Genomic DNA, 18883 nt, shown 5'->3' on the forward strand with positions numbered 1-18883 from the left:
TGACCGACGGGAGGGCTTATGCCCGATAATAAAGTAGCCATACTGGACAGCGTTTCGCGTTTCCTTGACCGTCAGCACGGACTCTATATCAATGGAAAGTGGCAAGAATCTACCGCCGATGAACGTTTAGCCATTTATAACCCTGCGGACGGAGCACAAATATCGTCCTCCGCCGATGCCAACGCTGAAGACGTCTCCCGCGCGGTCACCTCCGCTCATCAGGCCTTTCATTCTGGCGTTTGGGCTCAACGTTTACCCGCAGAGCGTGAACGTATTTTGCTGCGTTACGCCGATTTAGTCGAACAGCATGCCGAAGAGCTCGCCCAGCTCGAAACGCTGGAGCAAGGTAAATCCATCAATATTTCCCGCGCTTTTGAGGTCGGTTGTACTCTGAACTGGATGCGCTATACCGCAGGGCTAACAACTAAAATTACCGGTCAAACGATGGATGTCTCTATCCCTATGCCTGCCGGAGCGAAATACATGGCCTACACTCGCAAAGAGCCCATTGGCGTCGTTGCTGGTATTGTGCCGTGGAATTTTCCACTGATGATAGGTATCTGGAAAGTGATGCCTGCGCTGGCTGCAGGCTGCTCTATCGTGATTAAACCCTCTGAGACCACCCCGCTCACGCTGCTACGCATGGCTGAGCTAGCCAGCGAAGCCGGTATTCCTGATGGCGTATTTAATATCGTCACCGGCAAAGGTTCTGTATGCGGTAAAGCGTTGACGGAACACCCATTAGTCGCGAAGGTCAGTTTTACCGGCTCTACACCGGTTGGCAAAGGTATTGCCCGCACCGCAGCCGATCGACTAACCCGCGTCACTCTAGAATTAGGCGGAAAAAACCCGGCTATCGTGCTGAAAGACGCGGATCAACAGCAGGTGATTGAGGGACTGATGGCAGGGAGCTTCCTCAATCAAGGACAGGTTTGCGCCGCCAGTTCGCGAATCTACATTGAAGAACCTATTTTCGACTCACTGGTTGCGGGTTTTGAACAAGCGGTAAAATCACTCTCCGTTGGCCCAGGAATGGATGCATCAACGCAGATCAATCCGCTAGTTTCACGTCAACATCGCGATAAGGTCGCCTCTTACCTGCAAGATGCCAAAGCCAAAAACGCCGAGCTAATCAGTGGCGCAGCTGGGCCAGACACACAAGGATTCTATATTCCACCGACGCTGGTGATTAATCCAGATGCTGCGCTAAATCTGGCGCGTGAAGAGGTTTTCGGCCCAGTGGTTAATCTTATTCGTGTCAAAAACGCCGAAGAGGCTCTGCATCAGGCCAACGACACCGACTACGGACTCACTGCCAGCCTATGGACCACCAGCCTACAAACGGCCATGGCTTATACCCCGCGAATTCAGGCCGGTACTGTGTGGGTCAACAGCCATACTCTGATCGACGCAAACATGCCTTTTGGCGGCGTAAAACAGTCAGGAACCGGACGTGATTTTGGCACTGATTGGCTAGATGCCTATACTGAAACCAAAACGGTATGTGTTAGATATTGAGTTCTGCTGATACGTTTATCTTCGAAAGACAAAAAGGGGTTGCTAGATGCAACCCCTTAATTTTTGCGTTACTGACTTATTCCTTCTTTCCACTTAAATCCAGCGTCGGAGTTTCGCTAAAGAAGTTCCACGGTTTCAGCAGAGCATGTACCCATTCGGTTGGCATAATGGGCCACTCTTCCGCACGGGCAACGTGCGTGGTACCCGTTGTGAGCCACACGACGTTATCGGTGTTTTCAATTGACTGATTATCAGAGGAATATTTCCCTAGCCCCGTGTCGTGAATAGAACGGTTCGGATACTTACCTTCCGGATAACGTTCATCCGCGTTGTAGCGCGTCACCCAAAGCTGTTTATCCATAAAGCTCAAACGATGGTAAATCCACTCATCTTTACCGAAGTTAGCACCTTTAGCGATGGGATGAGTTCCTCCCGCATAAGGGATCAACTGGTAAGAAACAGGGTTTCCCATTTTGTTGGTTATGTTGGTATTGCTTAACAAACGGATGGTTGAAGGATCAAATTTCTGCGCCGCGTCTTTTTCGGTTTTCACATCGACCTGATCCACCTGCATGGTACTGGTACGCGGGCCGCTGCGATCGTTCGGTTTCACATCTGGATTGAGCTCAACCAAGCTGTTGTTCTCGCCATCAATGTCCATATCCAAGCGGAAGTTATAGATATGCTGATGCGTTGTGCCCACGATATTATGATCGATAAGCGTGCCATATTTGGTGTCATCTTTAGCGGTTGGATCCTGCATAGTGCGCGCTTTTACGCCTTTCACCGCTTCGATTCCCGTTGCCCCAGCATCAATGCCAATAGTGCCGTTCTGGTGGAATACCCAGTCAAAAATATAGTCGTAGTTACCCACCGTACTAATCCAACGTACCACCAGTTCACGGCGCTCAGCGCTGACGTTGGGTTGCCCCATCTCCTGATGCTTGTATTCTGGCCCCGCATAGCGTTCGAATATTGCCATTGCCCGCGGAATGGTCATCGGTTTACCGGTGTAATCAGCGATAGTTTGATCGATTAACACCGCGTTTGATGGCGCATCTTTGCCACGCGCAATCGGTGAGGTCAGAGTTCCCATACCATAATCGCCAGAGTCCAAATAGGCTTTGAAATACCAGCCAATATCCGGATCGCCATAAGGGACGATCATGCCTCCTAACGATCCCTCATACATGATCTTCCGTTTTTTACCCTGATCGTTGTAAGTCACGGTCGAAATGATCGGCCCAACGCGTGAATTCAAGCCAACGTGGAAATCCCAATTCTGCCAATGAATCGTGTTGCCGGTAATGGTGTAGTTTTTCCCTTCTGGTTCAACGATTTCTAGCGGCTTGATCTCTGGTGCTTTGCGATCGCGTCCATCAAACGGACGCGGCGCCATCGGCACGGGGATCACTGGTCCCTCTTCAATCTTAATGATCTTCTTCTGCTCAAGATCGACCACCGCGACAAGATTTTCAATCGGGTGAGCCCAGTAGTTGCCATCGCCAACATCTAAATAGCTAACGACTTTCAACAAGCGCTGATCCTGCGTTAGCCCATCTTTGCCATCAAAATACCCCACGGTTAACGGCGTAGTGATCACCTTGCTCGGGTCGTTAATCCCACGTTTTTTCAGCACTGCGGCAAAATCGGTGCTAGCGTTAATCACTGACTGAACGGTGGAGAAATCATCCAGCAGTACCATACCCTGCGCATCTTTTATGGGCGTCCACGACACCACTTTTTTATCATTCAGATCGATAATGCTCTCCACCACGTGCTTACCATCCAACACGGTCACGTTCGCCTGACGCGGTTGCTCCACGGTTTTACCCGCTAACACAAACTGCCAAACTTCGTCTTTGGGTGGCTCGCGCAGTGAAATCTCAGTAAAGCGGAAATTATCTCGATAGTTATCGGATGCTTTAATCACATCGACTGCAGTTTTAATTTCATCAGCGCTGAGAGGATTCAGTGGATGGGCGCGTTTTTCAATCGCGAAGGTTTGATCTAAACCAGACTGAAAAACCTCATTAATAAAGTCTTCCGACATGTATGCCACTTTGTTGCGGAACACTATCGGCACCGCCAGTTTCAATGGTTTGCCGTTAACAATAGCTTCGTTGGTGTCTGGCTTGACCTTGATATAAGCACCGTCTTTGGAGAGGATAAACATACGTGCGTAGTCATCCCAATGTACGTCAGCACCAAACTCCTCTAATGTTTTTTCCATCGGAACCATATGGGCTGCGGCACCGTGAGCCTGTGCGGTCGTTTGCCAGCCAGCAGAGGTCAACACCCCTAATGCCAGCGCAATCGCAACCGGCAGTCGTTTCTTAGTCATCGTTTTTTTATGCAGTGCTGTTTTTGAAAACACGGTTTTGCGAAACATTATTTATTACCTCACCACTAGAAATTGGCATTCATGTCAGTGAATCAGTGCGCGGGATAATCTCGACCTGGTATAGCTGCATGCTTACGAAAGTCAGTTCCTCAATATCCCCGTCATACTTCTCGCTGTATTTCGTTGGCTGTACTCACACAGCTAATTCACCGATGTGTTGCCTCTGTACAACTCGAATTATCTTGGGGACAGGTTTTTGTTAGGGGCTTTAATGTGTCTTATTGTTGGTCTGCCGCCACGCTCTGCTACGGTTTAATGAGTCAGTATCGGCTGACCCAGCTCAAACATAGCAATTCGTTGGGGGGATTAATTTGTTGTGTATGCCATCAGCTTTGTCACTGATGACAAACTCACAGAGATGAGACTAACGATACTGTTTGCGGTATTCGCCTGGCGTGACACCAAAGCGCATTTTGAAAGCGGTGGAGAAATGGCTGTGATCGGCAAACCCCCACGAATAGCCAATATCCGACAATTTTTGTCTCACGGGCGCACTGCGTAACGCGTTAGCACACAGGTCTAGACGGCGATTTTTAATATACTGCGCCACCACCAGTCCTTTACGCGCAAACATGCGGTAGAGACTACGCACCGAAACTCCTACCTCACTGGCAATCCACTCTGGGCGTAACGATTCGGACTGAATATGTTTATCAATAAAAGAGAGCGTGCGATGGAAAACTTTATCCTGCGGCGCATCATCATCACGGGCGATCAGCGCTGGACGCAATAGCGTAGCCACGGCATCTAAAACCGCTTCGCTCTCCTGCTGATCTAGCGTGCTATTGCGCATACTTTCTTGCACCAACTGCTGGCTAAGCCGCACCATCGGCGCACCAGCAGCCAAGCGTTGTGCACAGCGGAGATCGGCAAACTGCAAATTACGTTCTAGGTAGCCGCGTGGCAGCAGTAGTGATATCTGGCTAGAGGTCTCACTGAAGGTAAAAGTGCTAGGTTTTGCGGCATCGATGAGCGTGATGTCTCCGGCGGAAAGTAGCGCTCGTTGCCCTTCCTGCTCCATTTCAGAATGGCCGCTGAGCTGAAATACCGTGTAAAAATAGGAGCCATCGCTCTGAGCGATTTCCTGCGGCGTGCGATACAGCTTGGTTTGCGCAATATCCACGACGCTCAGACGTAACGCTCCTGAGCGAAACTCTTGCACCGAGCCACTAAACCCTTCCCCCAACGTTTTTGCCGCAAAGCGTCCACAGGCCTGATTAATTTGGGCAAGCCAGACTTCGAAATCAGCGTCTTTAAGCTGGGAGGATGTGGTCATCGTCTTCTACCTCACACGAATAACGTGTTGCAATGCAGCGGAGGAAAGCACGTCCAGTAGCAGACGCCCGCCAACGATAACAAGTGATTAACACCTGAGCAACAAGAGACGTAATAAGATGCGAAGCACCCCGCAATTATTAACGTGCTTTAGCCATGCACTTCTGCCAGCGGCCATCGACACGTTTAGCAAACCACGCCGTTGTCAGTTGGCGTGTTATTTTTGGGCTTTCAAGCGTAATCCCAGGCAATATTTCACGTGGCAGCTTTTTACCACCTGATTTTTCGGCTAACGCATACACCTGTTTATACAGCGACGTTTTTTCAAAATCGATGCTATCGCCTTTTTCTAGCGCTCGGCGAATAGTGGAATCACTCATATCAAGACGCTTGCCTAGCGAGCGCACAGCCAGTTCGGTAGAACCCGGTTTATCGGTGCCATAGTTAATTAAATCACCGTCCAACGCCAGTTTGATCCCTGTCAGTCGGCTAACAGCACGTTGAAACGCGGCATTACGGCTGGCATACCAGCCGGCATTAAAATCAGCAAAACGGTAAATTGGCTGAGGATAATTCGCCGGATAGCCAAGCAGATGCATCGTGCCAAAATACACACCACCGCGACGGCTAAAAACTTCACGGCGAATGGTTCCATCAACCTTGTATGGATAGCCTTTGGCGTGTGCTTCAGCAAACGCAATGCTGACCTGCATTGGCCCGCCAGTGCGTACTGGATTCAGGTTACCGAATAATTTTTGCCCCATCGGCACCATATTGATGAAATCATCAAAGATCGCACTCAACTCTTTTTCGCTACGCGCTTTATCCAAGCGTTCACTGTAGCTTTTGCCGTTAGGTGATTTAATCAGCAACGCGGTATGAACTAAAAAGTTGGGTATATGCATCTGATCTGCACGGCGATCGATCTCTTTCCACGCAATTTTACCTAACCCCGGTACCTGTGGATCGGCCTGAAACGTAGATTCTTGTTCGGTAACCGCAATCACCGCGCACAAGTTCTCAGGCGTTGGCGGAATATCCTGCGCGGTAAACGCGGCGGCAATATCCTTCGCCCACCCCTGACGATCGCGTACGTTGCTTGGGATCAAATCCACTAGCTGGGCTTTCACCTGCGCCGGACGCGGCGTTGGCGTCTGAGTCGTTTTTGTTGAACACCCAGCCAATACTAACAAAGTCAGTAAACCCAGCGGCCGCAATCCTAAAGCACGAAAATTTGCCATTTTTATCGAATAATCAGAGTGATTGAGATAAGGAACGGTAACGCAGATAGAAAGGCGGGTCTAGGTTTTGCTGGTGCAGGCGCTTAATCTCGGTCGTCGTAAATTCGGTGGTTATAAATATAGAAACAAGCAGCAATTCATTGATACCGTAAAAAATCTGCGAGCGATAGGTACTCACCGAGTCATTGAAGCGGTAATCCATTTGATTACCGCCACAATAATAAACACCAACAAATTATTTCTCACACGACGTTACGCATGAATCCACATTCTTCTTACACCTTGGACACCAAGTCTGGCACTGATTCAACATGCTATACAGCTGCCCGCGGATACGCTGTCGACACCCCGGACAAGTGACATAACGTGAACCGAGCAGGCTTTGCATCCCCGCTTTGCGCGTCATTCCACCCTCTTTATTTTGGCTGTCCGGCTTTAATGTCATTAACCTAGCGTCCTTTCCATACAGGATCACGTTTTTCAGCAAACGCCTGCGGCCCTTCTAAAGCATCTTCAGAGTGCAGCACCGATGGATAATGTTTTAATTTGCCGCTGCGTGCGTGACGATAACCCTCTTCCACAGACAGCTCACTGGTTTCACGATAGATTTCTTTAATCGCGGCGACGGCCAGTGGCGCATTAGCCGCGATCTGCTCCGCTAATTCGCGAGCTTTGTCCATCAATTGCTCACTTTCAACCACCGCATTAACGACGCCCCAGCGCAGTGCTTCATCAGCATCCATGCTGCGTCCTGTCATCATCATTTCCATCGCTATCGCCGGCGGCAACAGCTTAGGCAAACGCAGCATTCCACCACTATCAGGCACGATGCCCAGTTTAGCCTCTGGCACTGAGAAGCTGGCGTGCTGCGCGCAAACGATCATGTCGGCAGCCAGAGCTAACTCAAATCCACCACCAAAAGCATAGCCATTAACGGCGGCAATCACTGGCTTATCCAAGTTAAACAGTTCGGTAAGGCCAGCAAACCCGCCCGGACCAAAATCAGCGTCTGGTGCCTCGCCTTCTGCCGCCGCTTTAAGATCCCATCCCGCAGAGAAAAAGCGTTCGCCCGCGCCGGTAATAATCGCGACACGCAGCTCTGGATCATCACGAAAAGCAATGAAAGCCTCACCCATCGCAAAACTGGTTTTTGCATCAATGGCATTGGCTTTCGGTCTGTCTAACGTAATTTCTAAAATATAGCCATTGCGCTTGATATGTAATGATTCGCTCATACTAATACCTCTTATTAAGAAGAAACTTCAACCAGACTTTTTTTAATCACTTTTCCCGAGCAGCTTCTTGGTAAACTTTCCCTTATTTCAAAAAAAGAGGGGACTTTAAATTTCGCCATATTGTTTCCACAAAAAGTAAAGAACTCTTTCTCTGTCATAAATTCGCCATCATTCAAGACCACCACCGCTTTTATCGCTTCATCACGAATAGAGTCTTTTAAACCGATAACCGCAACGTCCATAATTTTGGGATGCGTAGAAATAATATTTTCCAATTCAACGCAGGAAATATTTTCTCCACTGCGTTTAATCATGTTGCAGCTGCGCTCGACAAAATAAAAGAAGCCTTCTTCGTCAACATAGCCATAATCACCGGTGCGCAACCATCCTTCTGCGGTAAGCGCTTTGGTACTTTCCTGCGGTAGTTTGTAATACTCTTTAAATAGCGTTTTGCCCGGAATACCTTTGACCCACATTTCACCGACTTTCCCCGTCGGCATTTCCAGCCCCTGCGCGTCCCTAATTTGAGCTTCATATCCCATGCCAACTCGACCAATAGAAGGCCAGCGTCGTTTATCACCAGGACGATCGCCAATGACGCCGACGATCGTTTCTGTCATGCCGTAAGACGAGAGTAATCGCACCCCAAATCTCTGAATAAACGCTTCTTTTTCCTGTTCAGAGAGATTAAGGTAGAACAGCACTTCGCGCAGATTATGCTGTCGCTCCCACGGCATTATTGGCTGCATCATCAGGGTTTTCATCATCAACGGAATGCATTCGGTGACGGTAGCTCGGTATTGACATACCTGCCCCCAAAAAGCACGCGCACTGTATTTCTCTAGCAGAACAAAAGTCGCCCCCACCGTGAACGTCGGCATCGCAGCAGTACACTGGCAATCAATATGAAAAGCAGGCATTGGCGTTAAATAAATATCATCGCTTCTTAATGCGCACTGCCACGCCGTGTAATAGCCAGCAAACAGCAAATTATGGTGGGTGATCACGACGCCTTTCGGGCTGGAGGTGGTGCCTGAAGTAAAGAGAATCTCCGCCGTATCCTCACTATTAATCTCAACCGAGGAGAGCAAGGTATCCGGCTGGCATTTTTTCATCTGCTGAAAATAGAGAACGTCGCTAGACAATAACGCTTCAGCGTTGTTATCTATCAACATAATTTGGCGTAGAGAGGATGAACCCTGCTGCTTTAAATCAGCGTAAATAGAATAAAACTCAACGGAAGTCACTACGAGCGTGGCTTCACACTGATTAATAATATAGGCGCTTTCATCACGTAGTAAGTTGGCATTGATAGGTACCACGATGGCACCTATTTTCGCTAAGCCGAACCAACAAAAAATAAATTCAGCACAGTTATTAAGATGCAAAGCGACTTTATTGCCTTTGGTTATACCTAGAGAATAAAATAGATTAGCCGTACGGTTAATTTCATTATTCAGTTCGGTATAACTGTACTGGGATGCTTCTCTTTGTTGATGCTCAGTAGCAAGCCGTTCAACAATTAGAGCCGTTTTATTACCGTATAACTCCGCTAAATCATCCCAGGCCTGCCGCAAATTTCGTTTGCCTATCATGTCCATCACATATCTACCCAAATAATTGCAGTGGCTAGTCGGCTTTAGCCAACCCTTTAGCCACCAGTGCTTCAATGTCGGCTTCAGAGTAGCCAATACTTGCAAGAATGGTCGCTGTATCCATACCGTGGGTTGGCATGCCGCGCCAAATTTGCCCCGGATTATTTTTAAATTTCGGCATGACATTCGGCCCTTTATAGGTGCGGCCGTCGATGGTATTCCACGTCGTGATGGATTCACGGGCAATATATTGCGGGTTACTCTCTAATTCTGGAATAGTGAGTACTTTGGCAGAAGCAATGTTGAGTTCAGCAAAGCGAGCCAGCGCTTCTTCGTATGGTTTACCAGCCAGATATTCATCCAATTTATCTTCGACTAACTCACCAAACGGACATTCAACACGGTGAATTAACTGGGTGCCTTCTGGGATCTCTGGCGTACCCAGCAGATTGGCAATCCCCATATCTTTAAACATTTCTTGAATTTGGTTCACGCCAACCAATTCCATGACGATATAACCATCTTGGCATTTATACAGACCACAGCCCGCGTAGTAAGGATCTTTGCCTTTCGTCATGCGAGGGCAAACTTCACCACCGTTGAAGTAGTCCATCATGAAGTACTGTCCCATACGTAACATCACTTCATACATCGCCACGTCAATACTTTCACCAATGCCTGTCTTTTGCATTTTGTACAACGCAGCTAATGCAGAAGTGGTTACCGTTAGGCCAGAGAAATAATCTGCGGTATACGGAAATGCGGGCATAGGCTGATCTTTATCGCCGTTTTGAATCAGGTATCCGCTGAACGCTTGAGCAATCGTGTTATAGGCCGCTAAATTGGTATATTCCGGCGTACCGTACTGACCAAAGCCGGAGAGATGCGCGATGATAAGCTTAGGATTATGTTCCCAAAGAATGTCATCCGTGATGCCACGCCGAGCGAAAGCAGGACCTTTGCTGGCTTCAATGAAAATATCAGTGGTTTCCATCAATTTCAGAAACGCTTCACGCCCTTCGTCTTTGAAAATATTCAGCGATAATGCGTGCAAATTACGGCGAGAAAGCTGCGGGTAATTCGGTTGAACGCGGATCGTATCGCCGTAGGCGACGTTTTCAATCCAGATAACTTCAGCGCCCCATTCCGCAAACATTTGCCCAGCAAAAGGCCCCGCAATTTCAATTCCGGAAAAGACCACGCGTAAACCAGACAACGGACCAAACGTAGGCATTGACATAAAATACTCCTTCACCATGAGAGAGGGTGTAGCCACGACGACACCGCCTTTTAACCTGAGATATCTGGGCATAGCGCACCGCGAAGCGGTACGCTCTCCCTAATATCAGACTGACTCTGCCGACTATTACCGATACTGCTTCAGCACCGCACGGCCCAGCGTTAGGATCTGCATTTCATCCGACCCTCCAGAAACACGATCCACACGAAGATCGCGCCAGAAACGTGTAATACGATGATCGCCCGCGATCCCTACCCCACCGAGCACTTGCATCGCAGAATCCACCACTTCAAACGCAGCATTGGCGCAGAAGTATTTGCACATCGCCGCATCGCCGGAGGTCATCAAACCGTTATCGCTTTTCCACGCTGCTTCAAACAGCATGTTTTTCATCGAGTTAAGTTTGATTGCCATATGAGCAAACTTTTCCTGAATCAGTTGGAAACGCCCGATAGCCTCACCAAACTGAACACGCTGGTTGGCATAGCGCGCTGCATCTTCAAAAGCACAGAACGCGGTGCCGTAGTTGGTCAGAGCAACAATGAAACGCTCATGATCAAACTCTTCTTTCACACGATTAAAGCCGTTGCCTTCACGACCAAACATGTCTTTCTCTTCCAACTCAACATTGTCAAACAGGATCTCGCAGCAGCTATCCATGCGCAGACCCAGCTTTTCCAACTTATTCACCTTCACGCCCGGCTTGCTCATATCCACAAACCATTCGGAAAAAACAGGCTTATCTGGTGACGCCGCATCGCGTGCCATCACTACGATATAAGGCGTGTAGGCGCTGCTGGTGATAAAACACTTACTGCCGTTGAGATACACTTTGCCGTTTTTACGGGTGTAGGAAGTTTGCATGCTGCCCACGTCAGAACCGGCTCCTGGCTCAGTGATCGCCGAGTTCCACATCTGCTTGCCGGTGCCACGGAAAGCCATAATCTTATCGATTTGCTCCTGTGTGCCTTCACGCAGCACCGTATTAAAACCACCCGGCAGTTGATATAACACATAGGTTGGTGCACCTAAGCGCCCCAGCTCTGCCCATACCGCAGCCAATGTGACAAAGCCAGCATCCAAACCGCCATGCTCTTCAGGCAGCAGCAGACTATCGATCCCTATATCTGCCAATTCCTTCACGAAGCGCTCTGGATATTGGCTGTTACGATCGCACTCGGCAAAATAAGCCTCCCAGTTTTCTTGCGCCATCAGGTCGCGAATACCGGAAACGAATAACTCTTGTTCATCAGATAATGCAAAATTCATAAAGCAGGCCTCTTGGCGGTTAAGATTAAAAACGCTTCAATGTAATCGTGGTTAGTATTTCCAATGTGTAGCCTTGGCATCTTTCAAGAAAGATATAGTTATCAATATGTTGACAAAGAAAAGAGGGCATCCACCGGCGATGATCGCGGTCTGAATCGGCTTAAGCCCACCGAGCGCCAGTAAAATGATCCCGATGATCCCCACCAACACAGACCAACCCACACGTACCCAAATCGGCGGTTCGTCATAGCCGTTAGCCCCGCGGCAGGTAGACATCGCTAAGGTGTAAGAACAAGCATTGATGAGAGTGACGGTCGCAAGGAAGCACAGAATGAAAAACGCCCACATCGTCAGAGTGCTAAACGGTAACAGGGCCCAAGAATCGATAATGGCGCGCGCGACACCATGTTGTTCAATAATCTGAGGAATATTGATTTTGCCATTGTTGATCAGAGAGAGCGTGTTACTGCCCAGAATGGTCCACAGCAGCCAAGTCGAAGCGGTTAGTCCACCGACCATCCCCAAGCAAAGCTGACGAACGGTGCGTCCTTTGGAAATACGTGCCAGGAAAATACACATCTGAATGCCATAGACAATCCACCACGCCCAGTAGAACACGGTCCATGCCTGAGGGAATCCGCTCTTACCCACGGCATCGGTGTAGAACAACATACGGGTGAAGTTGTTCAGTAGCACGCCTACGGAATCGGTAAAATAGTTGATGGTGAAGCTGCTGGCGCCAATGATGAATACCCAAGCCAGTAAAATTAGGCTCAGATAGTTACGAACGTCGCTGGCAACCTTAACCCCACGCTGTAGGCCGAAAGCCACGCATACCGCGTTGAAAATGACCCAGCAGGAAATAATTAACGCGTCCAGTTGCAAGGTGTGCGGAACGCCAAACAGATATTGAATACACTCGGTCACCAACGGCGTCGCTAAACCAAGGCTGGTGCCCATGGCCAAAATCAGCGCCACCAGATAGAGGTTGTCGATAACCGTACCGATAATACCGTTGCAGCGTTTCTCACCAAACAGCGGAACGAGCGTACCGCTCGGGCGAACTACGTCGATTTTTTTTACAAACAGGAAATAACCAAAAGCGACGGCCAAGAAGCTGTAGGTTGCCCAAGGTAGAGGCCCCCAGTGGAATAAGCTGTAGGCCAATCCTAAATCTTTTGCCGGGTTAGAGAACGGTGTCAGCCCAAACGGAGGTGAGGAAACGTAGTAGTAAATCTCGATAGATCCCCAGAACAGCACCGCCGCAGAGGTACAGGAGGCGAACATCATGAAGATCCAACTAACCGTACTAAATTCTGGCGCTTCTTCTCCCAAACGACGTTGGGCAAAAGGTCCAAAAATCAGCCAGAACCAGCCGATAAACATGACAACCATATACCACTCAAACGCCCATCCCCACTCGGTGGTGATGTAATTAAATACCGAGTTAATGACGATATTTGATGCGTTTAAATCGCGCATGGTTAAATAACAAAGCAATGCGACAATAATCAATGATGGGAAAAAAACCTTGGGTTCAATCCCTATTTTCCGTTTGCTCTTTTCTGTGCTCATTTACATTTTCCTTTATGGAAAGAAGCCCCTAATGGAAAGTACACACTTTCCATAACAACTTGATATGCAATATCCAGAATAAAAATCAGCAGACTGCCCATGACATGACAAAAAACTGACACTCGTTTGCAGGCAAACTTAAAGTCATTATTTAAATAATGATGACGAGTTATTTCACTATTTCCATAAAAATGCCTGAATGTAGATAAATCGCGCTACTTAACGTTGAGATATAATGAGATTTGGCAAGTGATTAATCCGTGATCTTAATCAAACAATTTTCTGACTCAAAATTGAACACAACTTACCACCTCACAAACAATCAAATTAAAATTAAAATTATCAATAAGTTAAACGGAAACATAAAAATAAACTCATAGAAAACCCGGCCAAGACGTTCAATATTGGTGATCTAGGTATTATTTTGGTCTGGTGAATCATGGTATTTCTATTATCGTGATAGCGACTCATGGAAACAATTAACTAAACCATGTCGTTAATTTAAACTTAAGCAAGTGACTTTCTTTTATTAAATAGTCACCTTGCCATTATTTTTATTCCTACAATGTAGGCTTAACCCATCAACACAATTTAACGCGTATCTAAAAATAGAAATTTTTTTAATGTTTTGAGCTTTAAGTTATCGCTCAGAAATTATTACGCATAAGTATCACGCACATTGTATTGCCTATCGAAATCGGAGAAGTGATGAAAATTATCGCATGTTACAAACTCATCCCCGAGGAGCAAGATATCACTGTCAATGGTGATGGCTCTCTGAACCTCAGCAAAGCGGATGCCAAAATAAGCCAATTCGATCTCAACGCTATCGAAGCTGCGACTGCCTTGAAGCAACAAAATAGCGATATCCAAATCATCGCAATGAGCGTAGGGGGTGAAGCGCTCGCTAATGCCAAAGGGCGCAAAGATGTGCTATCTCGTGGCCCTGATGAGTTAGTCGTCGTTTCCGATGCTGGCTTAGAAAAAATGCTTCCTCACCAAACTGCCACAATGCTCGCTGCGGCAGCCAAGAAAACCGGTTTCGATGTGATCCTCTGTGGCGATGGTTCTGCCGACCTTTATGCCCAACAAGTTGGGCTGCTGCTTGGCGAAGCGCTCGGTGTTGCTGCTATTAACGGCGTCAGCCGTATTCTGTCGCTCTCCGAGACAAACATTCAGATTGAACGCACATTAGAAGATGAAGTGGAGACCCTCACGATCCCGCTACCTGCGGTGCTCTCAGTGTCCACTGACATCAATACGCCTCAAATTCCATCGATGAAAGCCATTCTTGGCGCAGCCAAAAAGCCGGTCACCGCATGGCAGCCCGCCGATCTTGAGCTGGGTGAAATAGCCCCTTACACAACGCTGCTGAGCGTACAAGCACCACAACAGAAAGCGCGTGGCCGCATCATTATCGAAGGCGACAGCGATGAACAAATCTCAGAATTCGCAGAACACCTGCGCAAAGTAATCAGCTAATTGGGGGCGTTATGAGCAAATTTTCAACTGTATGGGTGTTTAGCGACACCAAATCACATCTACCTGAGCTGATGAGTGGAGCACGTGAACTGGGTGAACTCATCCACGTTGTTAGTCAAAGCGATGAACAATCTGCCCTCGCCTTCCGTTTGGGGGCTAACGCCGTGTATAGCCTCGGTGAACAACCCGATGACCGCATTATCGAAGACTATGCCGATACGTTGGTACAAGCCATTCGTAGCCAGAGCCATAGCTCACGCGCTTTATTGCTGCTGCCAGCCACTCGTCGTTGTAAAACGCTGGCCGCCCGCCTAGGCGCACGCTTAGCCGCCGGAGTCGTTAACGATGCTGCCGAACTGAGCTTGGAAGACGGCTGCCCTGTTGCCACACATATGGTGTATGGCGGCTTGGCCTTCGGCAAAGAAAAAATTACAACCGACTACGCCGTTGTCACTCTGGCCAGCGGCGTATTTGCTCCTGCGCAGGAAGATAGCGCTCGTAGTGGAAACGCACAAACGCTGGAATTTATTGCTCCGGCTCACGCCATCATCTGTGAATCTCGACGAGTGAAACAGGGCGAAAGCGTCGATCTGGGTAAAGCCCGTTTGGTGGTCAGCGTAGGACGCGGTATCGGCTCACAGGAAAACATTGCTATTGCCGCCGCCTTAAGCAACGCGATTGGCGCTGAGCTTGGCTGTTCTCGCCCAGTGGCAGAGAACGAGAAGTGGATGGATCGCGAACGCTATGTCGGTATTTCAGGGATCATGATTAAACCCGATCTCTATCTGGCGCTCGGAATTTCCGGTCAGATCCAGCACATGGTCGGTGCCAATGGCGCACAGATCCTGATGGCAATCAACAAAGATAAAAACGCGCCAATCTTCCAATATGCCGACTACGGGATCGTCGGCGATCTGATGAAGATCGTTCCCGCATTGACCGAAAAATTAAAACGATAGAGCAAGACGAGGTAAGGCGAGTTGCAGGACTGGCCTGACTTGTCTGGCATACGGAGATCTTATGTCTGAAGATGTATTTGATGCCATTATCGTCGGCGCAGGCCTGTCTGGCTGCGTAGCGGCGCTAGTGTTGGCGCGGGAAGGCGCAAACGTATTAGTGATTGAACGCGGCAATCACGCCGGTGCTAAAAACGTGACTGGTGGCCGTCTGTATGCGCACAGTCTAGAACGTATTATTCCAGACTTCGCGACACAAGCTCCCGTTGAGCGTCGAATCACTCACGAAAAAATTTCATTTCTTACCGATGACAGCGCTGTCACTCTCGACTATCACCATGCTCGTGCGGCAGAACCTGCACAGGAATCTTATTCGGTGCTGCGCGGTAAATTTGACCCGTGGCTAATGGAACAAGCTGAAGCCGCTGGCGCTCAATTCGTCCCAGGGATCCGCGTAGACAAGCTGATCCAACGCGATGGCAAAGTGATTGGCGTTGAGGCTGATGGCGACATTCTCGAAGCCAACGCGGTCATTCTGGCGGAAGGTGTTAACGCGCTTCTGGCCGAACAATTGGGCATGGTGCAAAAACAAGTTTCGGCTAAACATGTGGCCGTAGGCGTTAAAGAGTTGATTGAGCTACCACGCGAACTCTTAGAAGCGCGCTTTAGCTTAACCGATAACGAAGGTGCGGCATGGCTCTTTGCCGGAACGCCGTCTGACGGCCAGATGGGCGGCGGTTTTCTCTATACCAATGGAGATTCGCTCTCTTTAGGCATCGTGGTTGGGCTTCATCATATCGCTAGTGCAGGAAAATCCGTGCCGCAAATGTTAGAGGATTTCAAACAACACCCTGTTGTTCGTCCTTTAATTGCTGGAGGAAAAACTCTGGAATATGCCGCGCACGTCGTTCCTGAAGCAGGCATTAACATGCAGCCGAAATTAGTCGGCAACGGGGTACTGATCGCTGGCGATGCCGCAGGTATGTGTATGAATCTTGGGTTCACCATTCGCGGCATGGATATGGCAATAGCTTCGGGAGAAGCAGCTGCTCGCGCAGTATTGGAAGCCAAAACCAACAACGACTTTAGCGAACGTGGATTGAGTGTCTATCTGAAGCTACTGGAAGAACTGCCGGTAATGAAGGATCTGCGCCACTACCGCAAAGTGCCAGCCATGTTGGAAAACCCACGCATGTTCACCCAATACCCGCAGATGGTGGCCAATATCATGGCGGATATGTTCACCGTCAATGGTCAGCCGCCGCAACCAATGCGCAAGATGATCATGCGTCACTGCAAAGAAATTGGTTATTTGAATCTGCTCAAAGATGGCATTAAAGGAGTGACAGCGCTATGACCGAACCTGTCAATGTTGACGTCAAATTAGGGATAAACAAGTTTCACGTCGATGAAGGGCATCCGCACATCATCATTCGCGAACACCCTGATATGGCGGCTTTTCACACCCTAACGCTGGCGTGTCCTGCGGGGCTATACAAGCTTCAGCCCGATGGGACTATCCGCTTCGACTACGCAGGCTGTCTGGAATGCGGCACCTGCCGGATCTTGTGTAAGGATTCCGTGTTAGATGAATGGAACTATCCACGTGGCAGCTTTGGCGTTGAATACCGCTACGGTTAAACCCCGAGACCCATGCTAGCCACGTGTTTTATCCCTCTTTTACCAACATTAGCCATTCAGCGGTAGTTACTGACGCTGAATGGCTAGCAGGCTGATTAGCAGCAACATTATGGAAAAATCCAAAAGGTTTGATGACATCAGTTTTACACCGATACATCGTAAAATCATGCTTTGGGGAAGCGGTGGACCCTTTCTTGATGGCTACGTGCTCGTCATTATTGGTATCGCGCTGGAACAACTCACGCCAGTATTGAAACTCGATGCTCAGTGGGTAGGACTTGTGGGGATCGCCACACTGGTTGGCCTGTTTATCGGCACGTCGCTGTTTGGCTATGTGGCGGATGTGCTTGGCCGTCGCCTGATGTTTATTATTGATATTATTGCCATTGGCGTGATTTCTGCCGCTACGATGTTTGTCACCTCTCCGCTTGAACTGGTGATATTACGTTTTCTCATTGGCATCGTGATCGGTGCTGATTACCCTATCGCCACCTCGATGATTGCAGAGTTCTCCACCACGCGTCAGCGCGCTTTTACCATGGGATTTATTGCTGCCATGTGGTACATCGGCGCCACCGCCGCGGATTTGGTCGGTTACCTGCTGTATGACGTAGCAAACGGCTGGCGCTGGATGCTCGGTAGCGCGGTTGTTCCCTGTATTATCATCCTGTTAGGGCGTTTTGAGCTGCCTGAATCACCGCGCTGGCTGATCCGCAAAGGGCGGGTCGAGGAGTGTCGTGCGCTGATGTTTAAATTGTTCGGTGAAAACGTCGTTTTCGATAATGAAGAAGCGCAGGAAACCCGCTATAGCCAGATTTTTACTCGCCGCCATCTGACATCGATCCTGTTTGTCGCCATTATTTGGACATGTCAGGTGATCCCGATGTTTGGTATTTATACCTTTGGTCCACAAATCATCAGTCTACTTGGTCTAAACGAAGGCAAAGAGGCCGTGCTTGGCAACGTAGTGATTAGCCTGTTTTTCCTAATTGGCTGTATACCCGCCATGTATTGGCTCAATAGCATCGGTCGTCGCCCATTGCTCATCGGCAGTTTTGCCATCATGACGCTGGCTTTAGCCGTGTTGGGCGTTGTGCCCGACCCAAGCATTACGCTTATCGTATCGGCTTTTGCTCTCTATGCTTTTTTCTCCGGCGGGCCGGGGATTTTACAATGGCTTTATCCTAACGAACTGTTTCCTACGCATATCCGCGCATCAGCCGTTGGCGCCGCGATGTCACTCAGCCGGATTGGTACCGTAATTTCAACTTTTGCGTTGCCGCTGTTTATGCAGCAGCATGGAATTGCGATGACAATGCTGGCCGGTGCTGGGGTTTCTTTATTTGGCATGGTGGTTTCGATATTTCTCGCACCAGAAACACGTGGGCTATCGTTAGATAAAACCAGCCAGATGGAACTGTATTAATTCAACCGTCATTCAAAGTGGCTCAA

At 48.8% G+C, this 18883-nt stretch carries 14 protein-coding genes; 6 read left to right on the plus strand and 8 right to left on the minus strand.

What is annotated here, in order from left to right:
- The first annotated feature begins 18 nt into the window (after positions 1–18).
- A complete protein-coding gene (locus tag K9N75_RS19030) occupies positions 19–1518 on the plus strand; it encodes an aldehyde dehydrogenase family protein (protein ID WP_096080276.1) in 1500 nt (499 codons plus the stop codon).
- A 76-nt stretch (positions 1519–1594) separates the two neighbouring features.
- On the opposite strand, the gene tynA is transcribed toward K9N75_RS19030, so the two are convergent.
- From tynA to caiT, 8 genes are all read right to left on the minus strand, one after another.
- Positions 1595–3862 (minus strand): primary-amine oxidase, encoded by a 2268-nt coding sequence (gene tynA, locus K9N75_RS19035; protein ID WP_375374066.1) that lies wholly within the window; start codon positions 3860–3862, stop codon positions 1595–1597.
- A gap of 424 nt (positions 3863–4286) precedes the next feature.
- Positions 4287–5198 (minus strand): transcriptional regulator FeaR, encoded by a 912-nt coding sequence (feaR, locus tag K9N75_RS19040; protein WP_061059523.1) that lies wholly within the window; start codon positions 5196–5198, stop codon positions 4287–4289.
- A gap of 139 nt (positions 5199–5337) precedes the next feature.
- Positions 5338–6438: a DUF1615 domain-containing protein gene (locus K9N75_RS19045; protein WP_224452005.1), complete on the minus strand. Its 1101-nt coding sequence runs from the start codon at positions 6436–6438 to the stop codon at positions 5338–5340.
- Positions 6439–6887: 449 nt separating this feature from the next.
- Positions 6888–7673 (minus strand): crotonobetainyl-CoA hydratase, encoded by a 786-nt coding sequence (caiD, locus tag K9N75_RS19050; RefSeq protein ID WP_185922565.1) that lies wholly within the window; start codon positions 7671–7673, stop codon positions 6888–6890.
- 14 nt (positions 7674–7687) lie between these two features.
- Positions 7688–9274, minus strand: a complete 1587-nt coding sequence (caiC, locus tag K9N75_RS19055; protein ID WP_224452630.1) for a crotonobetaine/carnitine-CoA ligase — start codon at positions 9272–9274, stop codon at positions 7688–7690.
- A 28-nt stretch (positions 9275–9302) separates the two neighbouring features.
- Complete coding sequence (caiB, locus tag K9N75_RS19060; RefSeq protein WP_224452006.1) at positions 9303–10508, minus strand: L-carnitine CoA-transferase; 1206 nt, start codon at positions 10506–10508, stop codon at positions 9303–9305.
- A 126-nt stretch (positions 10509–10634) separates the two neighbouring features.
- Entirely contained in the window at positions 10635–11777 is a 1143-nt protein-coding gene (gene caiA, locus K9N75_RS19065; protein WP_224452007.1) for a crotonobetainyl-CoA dehydrogenase, read from the minus strand.
- Between the two features lie 51 nt (positions 11778–11828).
- Positions 11829–13352 carry an L-carnitine/gamma-butyrobetaine antiporter gene (gene caiT, locus K9N75_RS19070; RefSeq protein ID WP_008815279.1) on the minus strand — a complete coding sequence of 508 codons (1524 nt, stop codon included), beginning with the start codon at positions 13350–13352 and terminating at the stop codon, positions 11829–11831.
- 708 nt (positions 13353–14060) lie between these two features.
- Here caiT and K9N75_RS19075 point away from each other — a divergent pair.
- From K9N75_RS19075 to K9N75_RS19095, 5 genes are all read left to right on the plus strand, one after another.
- Positions 14061–14834 carry an electron transfer flavoprotein gene (locus K9N75_RS19075; protein WP_008815280.1) on the plus strand — a complete coding sequence of 258 codons (774 nt, stop codon included), beginning with the start codon at positions 14061–14063 and terminating at the stop codon, positions 14832–14834.
- Between the two features lie 11 nt (positions 14835–14845).
- A complete protein-coding gene (locus K9N75_RS19080) occupies positions 14846–15793 on the plus strand; it encodes an FAD-binding protein (RefSeq protein WP_008815281.1) in 948 nt (315 codons plus the stop codon).
- A 61-nt stretch (positions 15794–15854) separates the two neighbouring features.
- Positions 15855–17147, plus strand: coding sequence for an FAD-dependent oxidoreductase FixC (gene fixC / locus K9N75_RS19085; RefSeq protein WP_130962188.1), 1293 nt, complete (start codon positions 15855–15857; stop codon positions 17145–17147).
- Positions 17144–17431: a ferredoxin family protein gene (locus tag K9N75_RS19090; RefSeq protein ID WP_008815283.1), complete on the plus strand. Its 288-nt coding sequence runs from the start codon at positions 17144–17146 to the stop codon at positions 17429–17431. Before fixC ends, K9N75_RS19090 begins: the two co-directional genes overlap by 4 nt.
- Positions 17432–17540: 109 nt before the next feature.
- Positions 17541–18857: an MFS transporter gene (locus K9N75_RS19095; RefSeq protein WP_039184942.1), complete on the plus strand. Its 1317-nt coding sequence runs from the start codon at positions 17541–17543 to the stop codon at positions 18855–18857.
- Positions 18858–18883 lie beyond the last annotated feature (26 nt).

Source organism: Hafnia paralvei (genome assembly GCF_020150375.1).
GTDB classification, from domain to species: Bacteria; Pseudomonadota; Gammaproteobacteria; order Enterobacterales; family Enterobacteriaceae; genus Hafnia; species Hafnia paralvei.